General features: G+C 73.3%; 17 protein-coding genes. 9 read left to right on the forward strand and 8 right to left on the reverse strand.

What is annotated here, in order from left to right; translation table 11 throughout:
• Nucleotides 1-147 precede the first annotated feature (147 nt).
• The 3 genes from AQJ30_RS29220 (at nucleotide 148) to AQJ30_RS39600 (ending at nucleotide 1,523) form a co-directional block, all read left to right on the forward strand.
• Nucleotides 148-654, forward strand: coding sequence for a MarR family winged helix-turn-helix transcriptional regulator (locus tag AQJ30_RS29220; protein ID WP_211279128.1), 507 nt, complete (start codon nucleotides 148-150; stop codon nucleotides 652-654).
• 120 nt (nucleotides 655-774) lie between these two features.
• Nucleotides 775-1,278 (forward strand): sigma factor-like helix-turn-helix DNA-binding protein, encoded by a 504-nt coding sequence (locus AQJ30_RS39595; RefSeq protein WP_067239910.1) that lies wholly within the window; start codon nucleotides 775-777, stop codon nucleotides 1,276-1,278.
• Nucleotides 1,275-1,523, forward strand: a complete 249-nt coding sequence (locus AQJ30_RS39600; RefSeq protein WP_067239912.1) for a hypothetical protein — start codon at nucleotides 1,275-1,277, stop codon at nucleotides 1,521-1,523. Before AQJ30_RS39595 ends, AQJ30_RS39600 begins: the two co-directional genes overlap by 4 nt.
• A 30-nt stretch (nucleotides 1,524-1,553) precedes the next feature.
• On the opposite strand, the gene AQJ30_RS29235 is transcribed toward AQJ30_RS39600, so the two are convergent.
• A complete protein-coding gene (locus tag AQJ30_RS29235; RefSeq protein ID WP_067240219.1) occupies nucleotides 1,554-2,711 on the reverse strand; it encodes a cystathionine gamma-synthase in 1,158 nt (385 codons plus the stop codon).
• A 177-nt stretch (nucleotides 2,712-2,888) separates the two neighbouring features.
• On the opposite strand from AQJ30_RS29235, the gene AQJ30_RS29240 reads away from it, so the two are divergent.
• Complete coding sequence (locus AQJ30_RS29240) at nucleotides 2,889-4,007, forward strand: hypothetical protein (protein ID WP_067239914.1); 1,119 nt, start codon at nucleotides 2,889-2,891, stop codon at nucleotides 4,005-4,007.
• Nucleotides 4,008-4,029: 22 nt separating this feature from the next.
• On the opposite strand, the gene msrA is transcribed toward AQJ30_RS29240, so the two are convergent.
• On the reverse strand, nucleotides 4,030-4,542 hold the full coding sequence (msrA, locus tag AQJ30_RS29245) for a peptide-methionine (S)-S-oxide reductase MsrA (RefSeq protein WP_067239915.1): 513 nt from the start codon (nucleotides 4,540-4,542) through the stop codon (nucleotides 4,030-4,032).
• A 223-nt stretch (nucleotides 4,543-4,765) separates the two neighbouring features.
• On the opposite strand from msrA, the gene AQJ30_RS29250 reads away from it, so the two are divergent.
• A complete protein-coding gene (locus AQJ30_RS29250; protein WP_067239917.1) occupies nucleotides 4,766-5,548 on the forward strand; it encodes a type 1 glutamine amidotransferase family protein in 783 nt (260 codons plus the stop codon).
• 118 nt (nucleotides 5,549-5,666) lie between these two features.
• On the opposite strand, the gene AQJ30_RS29255 is transcribed toward AQJ30_RS29250, so the two are convergent.
• Nucleotides 5,667-6,710 carry an NAD(P)-dependent alcohol dehydrogenase gene (locus AQJ30_RS29255; RefSeq protein ID WP_067239919.1) on the reverse strand — a complete coding sequence of 348 codons (1,044 nt, stop codon included), beginning with the start codon at nucleotides 6,708-6,710 and terminating at the stop codon, nucleotides 5,667-5,669.
• A 192-nt stretch (nucleotides 6,711-6,902) separates the two neighbouring features.
• Between AQJ30_RS29255 and AQJ30_RS29260 the strand changes: the two genes are divergently transcribed.
• Together AQJ30_RS29260 and AQJ30_RS29265 are read left to right on the forward strand one after the other, a co-directional pair.
• Nucleotides 6,903-7,844 carry a helix-turn-helix domain-containing protein gene (locus AQJ30_RS29260; protein ID WP_067239921.1) on the forward strand — a complete coding sequence of 314 codons (942 nt, stop codon included), beginning with the start codon at nucleotides 6,903-6,905 and terminating at the stop codon, nucleotides 7,842-7,844.
• Between the two features lie 139 nt (nucleotides 7,845-7,983).
• A complete protein-coding gene (locus AQJ30_RS29265) occupies nucleotides 7,984-10,044 on the forward strand; it encodes a restriction endonuclease (protein WP_211279129.1) in 2,061 nt (686 codons plus the stop codon).
• An 80-nt stretch (nucleotides 10,045-10,124) separates the two neighbouring features.
• Here AQJ30_RS29265 and AQJ30_RS29270 read toward each other — a convergent pair whose 3' ends face one another.
• From AQJ30_RS29270 to AQJ30_RS29285, 4 genes are all read right to left on the reverse strand, one after another.
• A complete protein-coding gene (locus AQJ30_RS29270; protein ID WP_067239923.1) occupies nucleotides 10,125-10,808 on the reverse strand; it encodes an ABC transporter ATP-binding protein in 684 nt (227 codons plus the stop codon).
• Nucleotides 10,809-10,856: 48 nt separating this feature from the next.
• Entirely contained in the window at nucleotides 10,857-12,323 is a 1,467-nt protein-coding gene (locus AQJ30_RS29275) for an ABC transporter permease (protein WP_067239926.1), read from the reverse strand.
• Between the two features lie 167 nt (nucleotides 12,324-12,490).
• Nucleotides 12,491-13,756 carry a L,D-transpeptidase gene (locus tag AQJ30_RS29280; RefSeq protein WP_211279130.1) on the reverse strand — a complete coding sequence of 422 codons (1,266 nt, stop codon included), beginning with the start codon at nucleotides 13,754-13,756 and terminating at the stop codon, nucleotides 12,491-12,493.
• 221 nt (nucleotides 13,757-13,977) lie between these two features.
• The gene (locus tag AQJ30_RS29285; protein WP_067239930.1) at nucleotides 13,978-14,331 is read right to left on the reverse strand and encodes a hypothetical protein; all 354 of its coding nucleotides are present in this window, start codon (nucleotides 14,329-14,331) and stop codon (nucleotides 13,978-13,980) included.
• Between the two features lie 110 nt (nucleotides 14,332-14,441).
• On the opposite strand from AQJ30_RS29285, the gene AQJ30_RS29290 reads away from it, so the two are divergent.
• Both AQJ30_RS29290 and AQJ30_RS29295 read left to right on the forward strand, forming a co-directional pair.
• On the forward strand, nucleotides 14,442-14,855 hold the full coding sequence (locus AQJ30_RS29290; RefSeq protein ID WP_067239931.1) for an LPXTG cell wall anchor domain-containing protein: 414 nt from the start codon (nucleotides 14,442-14,444) through the stop codon (nucleotides 14,853-14,855).
• Between the two features lie 42 nt (nucleotides 14,856-14,897).
• Nucleotides 14,898-15,692: a hypothetical protein gene (locus AQJ30_RS29295; protein WP_067239933.1), complete on the forward strand. Its 795-nt coding sequence runs from the start codon at nucleotides 14,898-14,900 to the stop codon at nucleotides 15,690-15,692.
• Between the two features lie 71 nt (nucleotides 15,693-15,763).
• On the opposite strand, the gene hutH is transcribed toward AQJ30_RS29295, so the two are convergent.
• Nucleotides 15,764-17,302 carry a histidine ammonia-lyase gene (hutH, locus tag AQJ30_RS29300; RefSeq protein ID WP_067239934.1) on the reverse strand — a complete coding sequence of 513 codons (1,539 nt, stop codon included), beginning with the start codon at nucleotides 17,300-17,302 and terminating at the stop codon, nucleotides 15,764-15,766.
• Between the last annotated feature and the right edge of the window lie 126 nt (nucleotides 17,303-17,428).

Raw genomic sequence — 17,428 nt, forward strand, 5'->3', positions numbered from 1 at the left:
CAGTTCACAGGCGTCGCGACCCGGTGTGACCAACCCGCGGAACGGGATTGCGCAGCGCCGGTACGACCGCCGTCCGGGCCGCGTACCCTGTCCCCCAGCCCAGCACCCTCATGAAGCGAGCCCCCGGCCATGCCCACAACACCTGGAATGTCGATGGACATGACGACCGTCGGTGACACCGGTCTTCTCGACACGCTGCAGCACGAGGTCGCGCTCTTCGCGCGCCGTGCCGAACAGACCCGGCTCGGCGGGGTCGGCCAGGTGCGCAACTCCATGGACCGTGCCGCGTACCTGCTGCTCAACCGCCTCGACAAGGAAGGGCCGATGGGCGTCAAGGCCCTCGCGGCCAGCATGGGCATCGACTCCTCGACGGTCACCCGGCAGGTGGCGCCGCTCGTCGACACCGGCCTGGTCAAGCGGACCTCGCACCCCGAGGACGGGCGCGCGGTGGTGCTGCAGCTGTCCCCGCGCGGCCAGTCGCGGCTGGAGGAGGTGCGCTCCTCGCGGCGTCAGCTGATGGCCGAGCTGACCCACGACTGGGCGCCGGAGGAGCGCGAGACGTTCTGCGCGCTCCTCACGCGCTTCAACGGCGCCCTGTCGGCGCGCATGTCCGCCCCGGGCGTCTCCGGAGCGGACCAGTCCCCGGCCTCCTGACCCGGGCGGCGCCGCGCGGCACGCACCCGCGCGTGCGCGGCTCTTGACCGGAGGGCTCCCCCTGGCCTCAGATGAGACCGGATCCCGAGGATCCACGGATCGGCGTCGGGGGGAGGCGCGGTGCGACGAAGGCGACAGGCCCAGGACACCCTCCGGGCCCGCGAGTTCGAGGCGTTCGTCGCGGGAGCGGCGGGCCGGCTGCTGCACACGGCCGCCCTGCTCACCGGTGAGGCACCCGACGACACCCCCCGCGCGCGGCGGCTGCTGACGCTGGCGCTGGCGCACACGTACGCGTGCTGGGACCGGCTGCGCGGCGACGACCCGTACGACCACGCCCGCCAGCACCTGGCCACCCGGTTCGCGCACGGCGCCTGGTACCGGTACGGCGTCCCGGGCCGGCGGCGCGCCCATCCCGACAACCCCCTCGCCGTCCTGGGCCCGCAGGAGCGGCTGATCCTGGTGCTGCGCCTGTACGAGGGGGTCGCCGAGGAGCAGGTCGCGGCACTGCTGGGGCTGCCCCGCGAGCGGGTGGCCACGGTCTGCGACCGGGCGACGGCCACCGTGCTGCACCCGCCGCGGACGTCCGCCCCGACGGTGGGCCGGCCGAAGGTGGCGCCGTCGTGAACCGGGTGGAGCGGGAGGCCGCCGTACGGCGGATCATGGACCGCGCGACCCCGCGCGTGCCGCCGGACCTGTACGCCGACGCCGTCCGGCGCGGTACGCGCGCGGTGCACCGCCGCCGGCTCGCCCGGCGCCTGATGTGGCTGGCGCTGTGGGCGGCGGCCGTGGCGCTGCTGGTCTGGGCGCTGACCGCCCGGCCGTGGGTGGAGCCGCCGTCGCAGACGACCCCACCGCTGACCGACTGGTGAACCGCGCGGGGGCGGGCCCCGCCGGTGGGCCTACTTGCCCAGGGCCTGCTGCAGGTCCTCCAGCAGGTCGTCGACGTTCTCGATGCCGACGGAGAGGCGGACCAAGTCGGCCGGGACCTCCAGGGCGGACCCGGCGACGGACGCGTGCGTCATGCGGCCCGGGTGCTCGATCAGCGACTCGACACCGCCGAGGGACTCGCCGAGGGTGAACACCTGGGCGCGGTTGCAGACCTCGACGGCCGCCTCCTCGCCGCCCTCCACGCGGAACGACACCATGCCGCCGAAGGCGCGCATCTGCTTGGCGGCGACCTCGTGGCCCGGGTGCTCGGGCAGGCCCGGGTAGAGCACCTGCGTCACGCGCGGGTGGCGGCCGAGCATCTCGGCGACCTTGGTGGCGTTCTCGCTGTGCCGGTCCATGCGCACCGACAGGGTCTTGGTGCCGCGCAGCACCAGCCACGAGTCGAAGGGCCCGGCGACCGCGCCCATCGCGTTCTGGTGGTACGCCAGCTCCTCGCCGAGCGTCTCGTCCGCCGTGATCAGCGCACCGCCGACGACGTCGGAGTGGCCGCCCATGTACTTGGTGAGCGAGTGGACCACGACGTCCGCGCCGAGCGACAGCGGCTGCTGGAGGTAGGGCGTGGCGAAGGTGTTGTCGACGACGAGCCGGGCGCCGGCGTCCCGGGCGACCTGGGCGACGGCGGCGATGTCGGTGATGCCGAGCAGCGGGTTGGAGGGCGTCTCGACCCAGACGGCCTTGGTCTTCGGGGTGATCGCGGCCCGCACGGCGGCCGGGTCGCTGGTGTCCGCCACCGACCACTCGACGCCCCAGCGGGCGACGACCTTCGCGAACAGGCGGAACGTGCCGCCGTACGCGTCGTTGGGGATCACCACGTGGTCACCGGGGCTGAGCAGCGTACGCAACAGGCAGTCCTCGGCCGCCAGTCCGGACGCGAACGCGAGGCCCCGGCGACCGCCCTCCAGGGCGGCGAGGTTCTCCTCCAGGGCCGTCCTCGTCGGGTTGGCGCTGCGGCTGTACTCGTAGCCGCCGCGCAGGCCGCCGACGCCGTCCTGCTTGTAGGTCGAGACCTGGTAGATCGGCGGGACGACCGCGCCGGTCAAGGGATCGGCGGTGTTGCCCGCGTGGATCGCGAGGGTCTCGAAGTGCTGACTGATGTGCCTGTCGCTCATGTGCACCGAGGGTAGTGCGCCCGGGGGGCGGATGCCGATCGGCGGCGGCGTGGCCCCCGGCACAACCTCCCGCGCACCCTCCCCGCGCCGCGCCCCGGCGGCCCGCTCGTCCGGGGTTTTCCACAGGCGGCGGGAGGGGGTTGGCCAATTGTCGGCGCGGTCTGGTTCGCTTGAGGCATGGAGATTCTCTGGGTCCTGATGGCGCTGGTCATGATGGGCGTCGTGCTGAGCCCGTTCCTGCTGCGCAGGCGGGGGCGGATCGAGCAGGTCGCGCCGGGCCACCCGGACGCCGCGGACCCGGCGGACTACGGCTTCGTGCGCGAGGAGGAGCTGGACGTCCGCCTGCCCGGACCCGACCAGGACCTGCTGGACGTCCTCGACGTCGTCCAGCGCGGCCAGGACCACCGCGCGGCCCAGCAGTTGCTCGCGGGCACGGAGACACAGGGCGAGCTGCGCTGGCAGCGCGTGCAGGCCTTCGCCGGCGCGGCGGCGCTGGAGCTCCAGCAGCGGCCGGGCGGCGTCAGCGAGACGCCGGGCGGGCAGTGGCTGCGGGTGTGGCGGCTCCAGGCGCCCGAGGACCCGGGCGGCGCGGCGGTGCACGCCGAGTTCCTGGTGCAGCAGGCGTGGCGCACGGCGGCGCCGGGCACGGACGACTTCCGGATCATCATGGAGGAGGCCCGGGACGCCTGCGGCCAGGCGGCCCTGCTGGCCCCGGGCGACCCCGTGCCGCACATCACGGAGCTGTCGGTGGCCCGCGGCCTGGGCTACTCCCGGCCCGAGTTCGAGCAGCTCTGGCTGAAGGTCCTGGACCGGGCGCCGCACCACATGGGGGCCCACCTGGCGGCGCTGCACTACTGGTGCGAGAAGTGGCACGGCTCGCGGGAGCTGGCGTACCAGTTCGCGGAGGCCGCGGCGGCGCGCGCCCCGCGCGGCTCCCTGCTCGCCGCGATGCCGCTGTTCGCGGTCTTCGAGCACCTGCCGGAGGTCAACCTGGTCGCGAGCTTCTACCAGTCGGAGACGGTGACCAAGGCGATCCACGGCGCGCTGCACGCGGTGCACTCGGCGCGCCCGGACGACCCGATGCTGGCCCACGTCCGCCACCTGCTGGTGTTCTTCCTGGTCCGCGCCGAGCGCTGGTCGGAGGCCATGAACCAGCTGGTGCACGTCGACGGCCACGTCGGCGCGCTGCCCTGGACCCTCTCCCCGGACCCGGCGGCGGAGTTCGCGGTGTACCGCGCGCTGGCGGTGGCGGGCTACGAGGCCAACGGCGGCAGCCCGGCCACGCTGCCGCACTGACCCCGCGCCCGCACCGCCCGCGTCACACCTGGGCGCGGCGCGGCAGGCGCCAGTTCGGACGGGGGAAGTGGCAGGTGTAGCCGTCCGGGTAGCGCTGGAGGTAGTCCTGGTGCTCCGGCTCCGCCTCCCAGAAGGGGCCGACCGGCTCGACCTCGGTGACGACCTTGCCGGGCCACAGCCCGGAGGCGTCCACGTCCGCGATGGTGTCCTCGGCGATCCGCTTCTGCTCGTCGTCCACGTAGTAGATCGCCGAGCGGTAGCTCATGCCGATGTCGTTGCCCTGGCGGTTCTTGGTGCTCGGGTCGTGGATCTGGAAGAAGAACTCCAGCAGGGCCCGGTAGTCGGTCTGCTCCGGGTCGAAGAGGACCTCGATGGCCTCCGCGTGCGTGCCGTGGTTGCGGTACGTCGCGTTCGGCACGTCTCCCCCGGTGTAGCCGACCCGGGTCGCGGTCACGCCCGGGAGCCGGCGGATCAGCTCCTCCATCCCCCAGAAGCATCCGCCCGCCAGCACGGCCCTCTGCGTCTGCGCACCCATTGCGGCCTCCACACTCGTCGACTCGATCACTGGTCACCCGGACGAACCCCGCGCACCGGGCGCGCGTGTCCTGGGCCCGATGTCGTCAACACGGGAGGGTGCCCGGCGATTCCGTAGGGTGGGCTCCTCGATCCCGTACGCCCCGACCCGCCACGCCGGCGGGCGGCTGCGGCGTACGGCCAGGACTGAGGGGGAAGCGACCGTGAGCGGGAGAGGGGGGCGCGTGGGCTGGTCCACGTTCCTGATCGGCGGTGGGTGGGACGGGACGGCTGTCGCCGCCGTGTACGGGCCGTTCGTCCGGGCGGCCGCCGCGCGGGCCGCGGGCCGCGTGCCCCGGATCGGGTGCGTCGTGCTCGACGAGGGCGACGGGCCCGCGCAGTTCGCCCGGTACGAGCCGGTGCTGCGCGCGGCCGGTGACTGCGCGCCGGTACCGGTGCTGGTGCCGCTCGGGGGGCGGTTCGCACCGGCCGCCGTGCTGGACGGGGTGGACGGCGTGGACGGGCTGCTGGTGTGCGGCGGGCTGACGCCCGCCTACCAGGAGGCGTTCGCCGCGGACGCCGCCTCGACGGCCGCGCTGCTGGCGGAGCGGGGCATCCCCTACGCCGGGTTCTCCGCCGGGGCCGCGCTGGCCGCCCGGGACGCCGTGGTCGGCGGGTGGCGGGCGGACGGGGTCGCGGTGTGCCCCGAGGACGCCGGGGAGGACCTCGACGAGGTCGCGGTGCGGCCGGGGCTCGGACTCGTGCCGTTCGCGGTGGACGTGCACGCCGCGCAGTGGGGGACGCTGCCCCGGCTCGCCGCCGCCGTGGCCGCCGGGCGGGTGGAGCGGGGGGTCGCGCTCGACGAGGACACGGCGGTCGAGGTGACCGCCGGCGCGGGTGAGGACGGCGGTGCCGTCGTGCGCGTCGCCGGGCTCGGCCGCGCCCACACCGTGCACCGGGCGGCCGACGGGGCCGGGGTGCTGGTCCGGTCGTACGGGGCCGGCGCGTCGTTCACCGTGAGCGGCTGACGTACGGACCGCGTGCGTGCCGGGACGCGACGGGCCCCGGTGCGCACGTGGCGCACCGGGGCCCGTCATCGGACCGCCGGCCGGCGGACGTCAGCCGTCAGCCGTCAGCCGTCAGCCGTCAGATCGTCGCCGTGTCGATCACGAACCGGTACCGCACGTCGCTGTTCAGCACCCGCTCGTACGCCTCGTTGATCTCCTCCGCGGCGATCAGCTCGATCTCCGCGCCGAAGCCGTGCGCCGCGCAGAAGTCGAGCATCTCCTGGGTCTCGGCGATACCGCCGATCATGGAGCCCGCGAGGGTCTTGCGGTTGTTGATCACCGAGAAGAGGTTGAGCGAGATCGGCTCCTCGGGGGCGCCGACGTTGACCAGCGCGCCGTCGGTCTTCAGCAGCGACAGGAACGCGCCGAAGTCCAGCGGGGCGGAGACGGTCGACAGGATCAGGTCGAAGCTGCCCGCCAGCTCCTCGAAGGTCTTGGGGTCGCTGGTGGCGTAGTAGTGGTCGGCGCCCAGCTTCAGCCCGTCGTCCTTCTTGCGCAGGGACTGGGACAGCACGGTCACCTCGGCGCCCAGCGCGTGCGCGATCTTGACGGCCATGTGGCCGAGGCCGCCCATGCCGAGGACCGCGACCTTCTTGCCGGGGCCGGCGTTCCAGTGCTTGAGCGGGGAGTACGTGGTGATGCCGGCGCACAGCAGCGGGGCGGCCACGTCCAGGGACAGGCCGTCGGGGATGCGCACGACGTAGTTCTCGTCGACGACGATCGCCCGGGCGTAGCCGCCGTAGGTGGGCTCGCCGTTCTTGTCGAGGGCGTTGTACGTGCCGACCATGCCGCCGCCGGTGCAGTACTGCTCCTGCCCGGTCTTGCAGTTGTCGCACTCGCGGCAGGAGTCGACCATGCAGCCGACGCCCACGCGGTCGCCGACGGCGTACTTCGTCACGCCGGGGCCGACCTCGGTGACGACACCGGCGATCTCGTGGCCGGGGACCATCGGGAACATGGCCTCGCCCCAGCCCTCGCGGGCCTGGTGGATGTCCGAGTGGCAGATGCCGGCGAACTTGATGTCGATCAGGACGTCGAACTCGCCGACCGGTCGCCGCTCGATCGTCGTGCGCTCCAGCGGAGCCTTGGGGGCGGGGACGGCGTACGCAGCAACAGTGGTCATGCCGAGGGGTCTCCTAGCAGGGTCGCGTCACGGGGGTTTCCGTACCGCCCGGCCTGCCGTGCGGCGGCCGGGCACGGCTTCCAGCGTGCCCGGGATCCGTGCGTCCACCCAGGTCACGCCTTTGCGTACGTCCGGCGTGCGTACCACTGACGGGGTCAGGCTCCTGGTGGTAGGACCAGGAATACTGGACACATGGACGAACGCCCCGATTCCGCCCCCCGCGCCGCCGGGGCCGGCACCGAAGCCGCCGTCGGCCGCCCGCTGGACCGGCGGGCCGAGCTGAGCGAGTTCCTGCGCACGCGCCGGGCCCGGCTGAAGCCGGAGGACGTGGGGCTGCCCGACTTCGGACGGCACCGCCGGGTGCCGGGGCTGCGGCGCGAGGAGCTGGCGCAGCTGGCCGGGGTGTCGGTGGCGTACTACACGCGGCTGGAGCAGGGCAACGGGCGCAACGTGTCGGCGGAGGTGCTGGACGCCATCGCGCGGGCGCTGCGGCTGAGCGACGCCGAGCACGCGCACCTGACGCACCTGGCCAAGCCCAAGCACAAGAAGAGGCAGGCCGCCCGCCCCCAGCAGGTCAGGGCCTCGCTGCGGCAGCTGCTCGACACGATGGACGCGGTGCCCGCCTACATCGTGGGGCGGCGCTCGGAGATCCTCGCCTGGAACCGGATGGCGGCGGCCCTCTTCGGCGACTGGTCGGAGCTGCCGGCGGCCGAACGCAACTGGGCGCGGATGGTGTTCCTGCGGCCGGAGTACCGGGACCTGTTCGTCGAGTGGGAGCAGAAGGCGATCGACATCGTGTGCGCCCTGCGCATGGACGCCGGCTGCTACCCGGACGACCCGCGGCTGTCGGCCCTGGTGGGCGAACTCTCCGTCAAGAGCGAGGAGTTCCGCCGACTGTGGGCGACCCACGACGTCAAGGAGAAGAACCACGGCGTGAAGCGCCTGAGGCATCCCCTGGTCGGGGAACTGGCCCTGAACTTCGAGGGGTTCCGCCTGGCCGGCGACACCGACCAGTCCCTGGTCGTGTACCACGCGGAACCGGGCACCCCGTCGGCCGAGGCCCTGCGCCTGCTGGCGAGTTGGGGCACGGACGCGTCCCGCGCGGGCGCGCAGGACCGGTCGCCGTCCGTCTGACCGGGGCCGCCGCCCCGCATCCGGCAGCGGGCTGTGCGCCGTGCGGGTGACTGGTTAGAGTCGGGGGGTTACCGCTGGTCGTGGGGACGGCCGGCGCGGCACCGGTGGTGCCGGTGTCCGGGGAGGGGGCCGCGCGGAGATGAGCCGTCGCGCAACGGGTGTGGTCGGTACGTGGGCCGAGATGCAGCGGCAGCAGCAGCGCCTGCTGGAGGCCGAGGCGCGGCGCCGGCGGGCGGAGGCCCGGGAGGCCGCCGCGTACCAGCGCTACGCCGCGCAGGCCCAGCGGGAGCACCGGCAGGCCGAGGCACGTCGGCGCACCCAGGAGCTGGAAGCCCAGGTGGAGGCGCTGCGGGGGCTGTTGGCGAGCGGCACCCGGGCGCCGGCGTTCCGGGCGGACGCGTTGCTGCGGACCGAGGAGGTGGCGCCGTTCGCCCCGGGAGCGCTGGCGCACCCGCTGCCCCTGCCGCACCCCGACGCCTACCCGCCGCGGGCCGCCTGGACCGCGCACCAGCGCGCACAGGCCCAGGCGGAGGCGCGCGCCCGCTTCGAGCAGGACTGGTACGCCGCGCAGGCCGCGGAGACCCGGCGCCAGCAGCAACTGGCCGCGTACCAGCGGGAGTACGAGCGTCAGACGGAGGCCCACCGGGCCGAGGTGCGGCGCCACAACGCCGGCGTCACCGAGGTGACCGACGGGGTGCGCCGCGGCGAGCCCGGCGCGGTGGTCGAGTTCTTCTCGGCCGCCCTGTACGCCGCGACGGCCTGGCCCGAGGGCTTCCCCCGCCAGGTCGGCGCCGCCTACGACCCGGCGGCCCGCCACCTGGTGGTGGACTGGGAGCTGCCCGGCTTCGGCGTCGTGCCCGAGGCGAAGGCGGTGCGGTGGTCCGCCGCGGACGGCGACTTCCGCGAGACGGCCCGTCCGGTGACGCAGCGGCGGGCCCTGTACCGCGAGGTGCTCGCCCAGTCGGTGCTGCTCGTGCTGCACCAGCTGTTCGCGGCCGACCCGTTCGGCGCGCTGGCCTGCGTCACCCTCAACGGCTTCGTGGACGAGCCCGACCCGGCGACCGGGCAGCGCGGCCGGATCGTGCTCGCCACCGTCATGGCGGAGCGGTCCGTCTTCGGCGGCCTGCGCCTGGAGGTGGTCGACCCCGTCAGCTGCGTCACGGACGGGCTGCGCGGGCAGCTGTCGGCCCGCCCCGACCAGCTCACCGCCGTACGGCCCGCCCTGCGCCCCGCGGACCTCGGCGACCGCGTCGTCACGCACGACGACGGGGCCGAGGAGCCCGACCTGTCCGCCATGGACCCGATCGCCTTCGAGGCCCTGGTCGCCGAGCTGTTCCGGGCCATGGGCATGCAGGCGGTCATGACGCAGCGCTCCAACGACGGCGGCGTGGACGTCGACGCGCTCGACCCCGCCCCGATCCGCGGCGGCAAGATCGTCGTCCAGGTCAAGCGTTACCGCAACACCGTGCCGCCCAGCGCCGTCCGCGACCTGTACGGCACCGTCCAGGACCGGGGCGCCAACAAGGGCGTGCTGGTGACGACGTCCGGCTTCGGGCCGAGCTCGTACACGTTCGTCCGGGGCAAGCCGCTGGAGCTGATCACGGGCCCGCAGCTGGTCGACCTGCTGCACCGGCACGGCCTGCGGGGGCGGCTCGGCGACGGCGCGCCCGCGGCGCCCGCGGCCGGTGCCCCCGCCCGGCCCGCCCCGCCGGCCGGCGACCACAACGTCCTCGGCATGTCGTGGTCCGGCGGGGTCGCGCTGGACGTGTGCGCGCTGGTCTGCCGGGGCGACCGGGTCCTCGGCGACGACTGGTTCGTCTTCTACAACAACCCCCGTACGCCCGACGGTTCGGTGCACGCCGTGCCGCCCGCCCCGCCGGACCGGGCGGCGGTCCGGGTGGCGTTCGACGCGCTGCCCGCCGGGGCGGACCGGCTGGTGCTCGTCGCCGCCGTGGACCCCGAGGCCGACCCGGGCGCCGACCTGTCGGGCTTCACCGACGCGCACATCCGGCTGCTGGACCCCGCCCTCGCCGAACTCGGCGTCCTGGGCGTCTCCGACGGCCGCACCGGGGAGACGGCGCTGGTCCTCGGCTCCTTCCGGCGCCGGTCCTCCGGCGACTGGGACTTCGTCCTGGGCGGCAAGGGCTACCGGGGCGGACTGGAGGAACTGCTGGGAGACTTCGGGATCGAGGTCGGCTGACGGACGGCGGGGGGCGGCGGAACCTCGGACGGCGTACGGCGGACGCCGGCGCCGGCGCCCCCTCAGGCGAGCCACGCCCCTCAGGGCGCCGCCTTCTCCGTCAGGGTCAGCCTGCCCTTGCGGATCGTGGCCAGGCGCGGTGCCTTGCGCGCGATCGCGGAGTCGTGGGTGACCATGATGAAGGTCAGGCCGCGCTCCTTCCACAGGGTGTCCAGGACGTCCATGATCTCGTCGCGCATGCCCTCGTCGAGGTTGCCCGTGGGCTCGTCGGCGAGGAGCACCTTGGGCTGCTTGACCAGCGCGCGGGCGATGGCGACGCGCTGCTGCTGGCCGCCGGACATCTCCGAGGGCAGGTGGCCGAGGCGTTCGCCGAGGCCGACCGAGCGCAGGGCCTCCGCGGCCCGCTCGCGGCGCTCCCTCACCTTCACGCCGAGCGGGACGAGCGCCGTCTCGACGTTCTCCTGGGCCGTGAGGGTGGGGATGAGGTTGAAGGACTGGAAGACGAAGCCGATGTTCTCGCTGCGCACCGTGGTCAGCCGGGTCTCCGACAGCCGGGCCAGGTCGGTGCCGTCGAGGACCACCTCGCCGGAGGTGGGGCGGTCCAGGCCGCCCAGCATCTGCAGCAGCGTGGACTTGCCGCCGCCGGTGGGTCCCTGGATGACCAGGCGGTCGCCGTCGGCGATCGTGAGGTCCACGCCGTCCAGCGCGTGGACGGTCTCCTTGCCGCGGGTGTAGCGCTTGGTGACGCCTCTGAGTTCGTACATGGTGGGTGCAACTCCTGGGAGGGGAAGGGGGGTCGGCGCGGGACGGCGCTACTCGACGCGGCGCAGCGCGTCCGCGGGGCGCAGGCGTGAGGCGCGCCAGCCGCCGAACGCCCCCGCGATCAGGCCGCCGGCCACCGCGAGACCGACCGCGACCGCCACCGTGGTGACGCTCACCGGCGCGGTCAGGGCGACGTCCAGGGTCTTGGCCGCCGCCTGCCGGCCGGGGCCGGCGAAGCCGCCGCCCGGACCGCCGCCCGGGCCGCCGTCCCCCCCGCTCCCGCCGCCCAGCTGGGCCTGGAGGGTCGGGCTGACGGCCGTCACCGCGTAGGCGCCGGCGAGGCCGAGGGCGATGCCGAGGGCGCCGCCGAGCAGGCCGTTGACCATGGCCTCGCCGACCACCTGGCGGGTGACCCGGCCGGACTTCCAGCCGAGGGCCTTGAGCGTGCCGAACTCCCGGACGCGGCGGGAGACCGCGGCGGAGGTGAGCAGCCCGGCCACCAGGAACGCGGCGACCAGCACGGCGATGGACAGCCACCTGCCGACACTGGTGGCGAGGGAGGACGCGGTGGACAGCGAGCCGGAGACGGTGTCCGCGAGGTCGGCGGAGGTCGTCACCGTGGTGCCCGAGACGTTCTTCTGGATCGCGGACTTGACGGTGTCGATCTTCTTCGAGTCGGTCGCCTGGACGTAGATCGTGGTGACCTTGTCGGCCGCGTCGGCGAGCGTCTGGGCCTGCTTCAGCGGGAGGTAGAGGTTGGCCGCCGCGTCGCCGCTGTCGGCCGTGGCCACGCCGATGACCGTGTACTTCACGCCTTTGACGGTGACGGTGGACCCGACCTTGAGCTTCTTCTCCTTGGCGTAGGCCGAGTCGGCCACGGCCACCCGGGCGGCGGTCTCGGTCGTCCTGAACGTCCGACCGCTGGTGATCTTCGAGGAGGTCAGCGGGCCGAGGGCCGGCTCGGTGACGTCGGTGCCGTAGACGGAGTAGCTGTTGACGTCGAAGTTCGCGCCGCCGCCCTGCACCTCGCCCTGGGGGGCGCCGCTGCCGCCGTTGCCGCCGGGTCCGCCCTGCTGCCCGCCGGTGCCGTCCTGCTGGAACTGGCCGCGGGTGAACTGGCCGCTGACCTTGAGGACCTGCAGGCTCAGTCCGCCGACCGCGCCCTGGACGCCCTTCTGTGCGCTCACCTTCGCGACGGTGGAGGCGGCCAGGGTCTGGAAGCCCTGGACCATCACGCGGTCGCTGCTCTGCTCGGAGTCGTCGCCGTCCTCCCGCGCGTCGAACTGGAAGCGGGGCCGCTCGGACGAACTGGCCGCGGGCGCGGCGGCCTTGGTCACCGTCATGTCCGTCCCGAGGCCGTAGAGCGACTGGAGGACCTTGTCCTGGGCCTTCCCCATGCCCGAGGACACGGAGGTGACCACGATGACCAGGGCGATGCCCAGCGCGAGGCCGGAGGCGACGACGAGGGCCGCCTTTCTGCGGCGGCGCAGTTCGCGCCTCAGGTAGGTGAAGAACATGCGCCGAAAGCTAGGGACGGCGCGTGATGACTCGATAAGGCCCGCATAAGAGCGGGATGAGAAGGCCGTGCGCGGGCCCCGGACGCAGCGGCGCCGCCCCCTCGGCGAAGGGGGCGGCACCTGGGCGTGTGTGCGTCCGGCCGCGTGGCGGGCGGGCCGTCAGGGCGTCAGACGGCCGAACCGGCCTTCCAGGTCGCCCAGTCGAGGTTCCAGCCGTTGAGGCCGTTGTCCGGGGCGACGGTCTTGTCGCCGGTGTTCTTCACGACGACGACGTCACCGACGATCGAGTGGGTGAAGAACCAGTAGCCCGGCGTGCCGGTGTCATTGGCGCCCTTGGTGTCGGACAGGCCCACGCAGCCGTGGCTGGTGTTGACGCTGCCGAAGATGGACTTGGCGCCCCAGTAGTTGCCGTGCACGAAGGTGCCGGAGTTGGTCAGCCGGATGGCGTGCGGCACGTCCTTGATGTCGTACTCGCCCTTGCCGTCGTCGTCGGTGAAGCCCACGGTCGCGCCGTTCATGCGCGTCTCCTTGAACTTCTCGGACATGACCATGATGCCTTCGTACGTCTTGTTGTCGGGCGAGCCGGCCGAGATCGGGATGGTCTTGACGACTGCGCCGTTGTGCGTGACCTTCATCTGCTTGGTCTTCGCGTCGACGTAGCTGACCTGGTTGCGGCCGATGTGGAAGGTGACCGTCTTCTGCTGCACGCCGTAGACGCCGCTCGCGCCCTCGACGCCGTCGAGCGCCAGCTTCAGCGTGACGGTGGAGTTCTCCTGCCAGTAGTCCTGGGGGCGGCAGTCCATGCGCTGGGCGCTGAACCAGTGGCAGGCGACCTCCTGGCCGCTGCTGGAGGTGACCGTGACGCCCTTCTGGACGGCGGCCTTGTTGGTGATCTGCTTGTTGAAGTTGATCGACACCGGCATGCCGACGCCCACCGTGGAGCCGTTCTCCGGCGTGAAGCTTCCTATGAAGCTGTTGGCCGGGGAGACGGTGGTGAACGAGGCGTTCTCGTGGGCGACGCGGCCGTCGGAGTCCTTGGCGCTGACCGCCAGCTTGTAGGTGGTCGAGCGCTCCAGCTGGCCGCTGGGCTTCCAGCTGGTGCGGTCGGCCGACATCGCGCCCTGCACGGCGCCGCCGTCCGCGGTGGTCATGGTGACCTCGGTGAGCGTGCCCTTGCTCACCGTGACGGAGGCGGAGTTGTTGATGGAGGCGTTGTTCGTGCCGTCCCCGGGTGTGATCTTGATCTGCGCCTCGGACGTCTTCTGGGCCGCCGCCTCGTCGACGTTCGCCGACGAGGTGTCCTTGCCGCTGTCGCCGGAGGCGCTCGCGTCGCCGTCCGAACATCCAGAGAGCACCAGGATGCCGCCGAGCAGTGCGGACGCGGCCATCAGACCCTTGCGCCGCTTACTGTTCGCAATCACACGCTTCTCCATCGTTGCCGATAACCGAAAAACCCCGAGGGTCCCCGTAACTGAGTTCAACGCCGCGACCGGTTCGTCCCGTTCCACATCCACCGTATGTGTGGGGCACACCACGTCCGGGCGGTGGTGGTCCACCGCGTGGCCCGTGGTGCGGGGGTCGGCCCGTGCGCCCCTTGAGACGACGAAACCCCGGACGGTGGTTGCCGCCCGGGGTCACGATTTCCCCGGAACGCTCAGCCGATGCCGGCGCTGCCGTGCTCGTCCTCATCTTCCTGGACATCATCGTCGTCGAGGTCCCAGTCGGGCGAGTCCGGGTCGTAGTCGATCCGCTCACTCGACCAGGACGCCTGCTGGAGCTCGACCCCGGGTACCTCGCTGACCAGCGCGAACGGGTCGACGAGGTACGCGAGCGCCTCCGCGGTGTCTTCCGTCACAGCGCTCTGGGCCTGGGTGCGCTCCTCGTCGGGCACCTCCGGGTCGTCGGCGAGGTGCCGCAGGGCCGCCCCGGTCACGGCGTCCCCGTCCGCCACCTCCAGCACCAGCTCCACCCGAAGCCGTACAAAACGTGATGTCTCTTCAGTGCTCATGGTCCGGAGCGTACGGCTCCCGCCGCCCGTGACTTTCCCGTGACCCGCGGCTTTCACTAACATCGCCCCACACGGCCAATTCGCCAGCGCCACAAGGGGATCGATATTCCGTGTCATCCGCTCGCCGTCCTTTGCTGACCGCCGCCGCCGCGGGGACGCTGCTGTGCGCCCTCTGGTTCGTCCCGACCGCCAACGCCACCCAGGAGACGGCGGACACCACGGGGGCGACCACGAGCGCGTCGACGCAGGTCAGCACGCATGCCCGGGCCACCACGGCGCACGCCGCGGGCACGGCCACGGGCACCTCCACCGCCGCCCGCACGGCCTCGGACACCACCACCGGCACCACCACGGACACCGCCGCGGGCAGCACCGCCGCCGACGGGCCGTCCGACACCGGGACCCGGCTCGCCGACACCGGAAGCTTCGACACCACGCCCTACGTGGTGGGCGGGACGACCCTGCTCGCGCTGGGCGCCGGCTTCGTGGTGTATTCCGTCCGCCGCGAACGCCTGGGCTTTTGACAGAACTTGACGAACCTTTGACAGGACGTTCATAGTCCGCCCATGAAGAGATCATCGGGGGCGCGGCTGTACGCCGCGACAGCTGTGGGCGTCCTGTCACTCGCCCTGATCACGGGGTGCTCCGACGCCTCGGACGACGCCGGGGACTCCGGCAAGGACGCGGGCGGGGCGAGCGCGTCGGCCGCGTCACCCACGCCGGCCGCCGAGGCCCTCACGTCGGCCGCGCTGGAGAAGCTGCTCCTCGCCCAGGGCGACGTCCCGGGCTACAAGGTCGACTCGGGCGACGACACCCTGCCGAAGTCCAAGTCCGCGGTGAAGACCGACAAGGCCGCCTGCGACCCGCTCGCCTGGGCCACCGCCGGCCTCGCCCCGGGTGACACGCCCGCGAACGCCAGCAACTCCGTCACCGAGGCCAAGACCCCGGGCACCGCGGCCCCGTCGGACCCCGCGGCCGGCCTCGAGGACGCCTTCAACGTGAACCTGACGTTCGTGGGCCTGTCCTCGTACGAGGGCGACGGCGCCCAGAAGGCCCTGAAGGCGGTCTCCGACGGCGTGAGCGCCTGCGCCGGCGGGTTCGGCCTGGCCGCCGACGGCGAGAAGTCCAAGGTCACCAAGGTGACCGCGGAGAAGGGCTCGGGCCTGGGCGACGAGTCGGTCGCGTTCGCCGAGTCCGTCGACATGGACGGCGAGGGCACGGCCACCTTCCACACCGAGGTGGTCCGCAAGGGCAGCACCGTCGCCTCGTTCTACACGGTCAACTTCGCCGCCCTCGCCAGCGGGAAGGCGACGGCCATCCCGCCGGCCGTGACCCGGGCGCAGATCGCCAAGCTCACGTAGCGGGACGCACAACGCCGTGGGGCACGGCGTCCGGGGCCCCCGCGCCGGGTCGGCGCGGGGGCCCCGCGCGTTCACCGCAGCGGGCCGGTGACCTTCTCCGCCGCCGCGACCAGCAGGCCGTCACGCACGAAGGCGTCGGCCGCGGCCAGGTCGGGCGCGAGGAAGCGGTCCGGCCCGGGACCCTCGACCCCCGCCTGGCGTACGGCGTCGATGACGGCCCGGGTGGCCGGCGCCGGGGTCAGGCCCTCACGCAGCTCCACCGCGCGCGTGGCGGCGTACAGCTCGATCGCGAGGACGCGGGTGAGGTTGTCGACGGCCGTGCGCAGCTTGCGCGCCGCCGACCAGCCCATCGAGACGTGGTCCTCCTGCATCGCGGAGGACGGGATGGAGTCCGCCGACGCGGGGACGGCGAGCCGCTTCATCTCACTGACCAGGGCGGCCTGGGTGTACTGGGCGATCATCAGGCCGGAGTCGACGCCCGGGTCGTCCGCGAGGAACGGCGGCAGGCCGTGGCTGCGGTTCTTGTCCAGCAGCCGGTCGGTGCGGCGCTCGGCGATCGAGGCGAGGTCGGCGGCCGCGATGGCGAGGAAGTCCAGCACGTAGGCGACCGGGGCGCCGTGGAAGTTGCCGTTGGACTCCACACGCCCGTCGGGCAGCACCACCGGGTTGTCGACGGCGGCGGCCAGCTCGCGCTCGGCGACCAGGCGGGCGTGGGCGAGGGTGTCCCGGCCGGCGCCGGCGACCTGCGGGGCGCAGCGCACGGAGTAGGCGTCCTGGACGCGCGGGGCGTCGTCCTGGTGGTGCCCGGTGAGCTGCGAGTCCTTCAGGACGGCGAGCATGTTGGCGGCCGAGGCGCCCTGTCCCGGGTGCGGCCGGATGGCGTGCAGCTCCGGGGCCAGCACCTTGTCGGTGCCGAGCAGCGCCTCCAGGCTCAGGGCCGCGGTGATGTCGGCGGACGTGTAGAGGGTGTCCAGGTCGGCGAGGGCCATGACCAGCATGCCGAGCATGCCGTCGGTGCCGTTGAGCAGGGCCAGGCCCTCCTTCTCGCGCAGCTCGACGGGGGCGATGCCGTGCTCGGCGAGCAGCTCGGCGGCCGGCCGTACGGCGCCGTCCGGGCCCTCGGCGTCCCCCTCGCCCATCAGCGTGAGGGCGCAGTGGGAGAGCGGGGCGAGGTCGCCGGAGCAGCCGAGCGAGCCGTACTCGTGGACGACCGGGGTGATGCCGGCGTTGAGCAGGTCCGCCATGGTCTGCGCGACCTCGGGCCGTACGCCGGTGTGGCCGGAGCAGACCGTCTTCAGCCGCAGGAACATCAGGGCGCGGACGACCTCGCGCTCGACCCGCGGCCCCATGCCGGCGGCGTGCGAGCGGACGATGTTGCGCTGGAGCTGGGTGCGCAGCTCCTGGCTGATGTGCCGGGTGGCCAGGGCGCCGAACCCGGTGGAGACGCCGTAGACGGGCTCCGGCTTGGCCGCCAGCGCGTCCACGATCTCGCGGGCCGCGGCGAGGGCCGCCACCGCCTCGTCGGAGAGCTCGACCCGGGCGCCGCCGCGTGCCACGGCGAGGACGTCGGACGCGGTGACGCCGGACGTCCCCACCACCACAGTGTGCATATCCATATTCAGGAGCGTACGCAGTGAATTCCTGGATGTCACCAGTGGGGGTGGGGTTCACCCCTTACCGATTGCGTCACACCGCACGCCGGTCCGGGGGACGGCCCTGCCGGGACGGCCGCGGGC

It is taken from the genome of Streptomyces longwoodensis (assembly GCF_001514125.1).
Taxonomy (GTDB): domain Bacteria; phylum Actinomycetota; class Actinomycetes; order Streptomycetales; family Streptomycetaceae; genus Streptomyces; species Streptomyces longwoodensis.

What these genes read in the sequence shown, in the direction of transcription:
- AQJ30_RS29220 (WP_211279128.1), top strand. Translation starts at nt 148, where the DNA reads ATGTCGATGGACATGACGACCGTCGGTGACACCGGTCTTCTCGACACG.
- AQJ30_RS29235 (WP_067240219.1), bottom strand. Translation starts at nt 2,711, where the DNA reads ATGAGCGACAGGCACATCAGTCAGCACTTCGAGACCCTCGCGATCCAC.
- AQJ30_RS29240 (WP_067239914.1), top strand. Translation starts at nt 2,889, where the DNA reads ATGGAGATTCTCTGGGTCCTGATGGCGCTGGTCATGATGGGCGTCGTG.
- msrA (WP_067239915.1), bottom strand. Translation starts at nt 4,542, where the DNA reads ATGGGTGCGCAGACGCAGAGGGCCGTGCTGGCGGGCGGATGCTTCTGG.
- AQJ30_RS29255 (WP_067239919.1), bottom strand. Translation starts at nt 6,710, where the DNA reads ATGACCACTGTTGCTGCGTACGCCGTCCCCGCCCCCAAGGCTCCGCTG.
- AQJ30_RS29260 (WP_067239921.1), top strand. Translation starts at nt 6,903, where the DNA reads ATGGACGAACGCCCCGATTCCGCCCCCCGCGCCGCCGGGGCCGGCACC.
- AQJ30_RS29265 (WP_211279129.1), top strand. Translation starts at nt 7,984, where the DNA reads ATGAGCCGTCGCGCAACGGGTGTGGTCGGTACGTGGGCCGAGATGCAG.
- AQJ30_RS29270 (WP_067239923.1), bottom strand. Translation starts at nt 10,808, where the DNA reads ATGTACGAACTCAGAGGCGTCACCAAGCGCTACACCCGCGGCAAGGAG.
- AQJ30_RS29275 (WP_067239926.1), bottom strand. Translation starts at nt 12,323, where the DNA reads ATGTTCTTCACCTACCTGAGGCGCGAACTGCGCCGCCGCAGAAAGGCG.
- AQJ30_RS29280 (WP_211279130.1), bottom strand. Translation starts at nt 13,756, where the DNA reads ATGGAGAAGCGTGTGATTGCGAACAGTAAGCGGCGCAAGGGTCTGATG.
- AQJ30_RS29285 (WP_067239930.1), bottom strand. Translation starts at nt 14,331, where the DNA reads ATGAGCACTGAAGAGACATCACGTTTTGTACGGCTTCGGGTGGAGCTG.
- AQJ30_RS29295 (WP_067239933.1), top strand. Translation starts at nt 14,898, where the DNA reads ATGAAGAGATCATCGGGGGCGCGGCTGTACGCCGCGACAGCTGTGGGC.
- hutH (WP_067239934.1), bottom strand. Translation starts at nt 17,302, where the DNA reads ATGCACACTGTGGTGGTGGGGACGTCCGGCGTCACCGCGTCCGACGTC.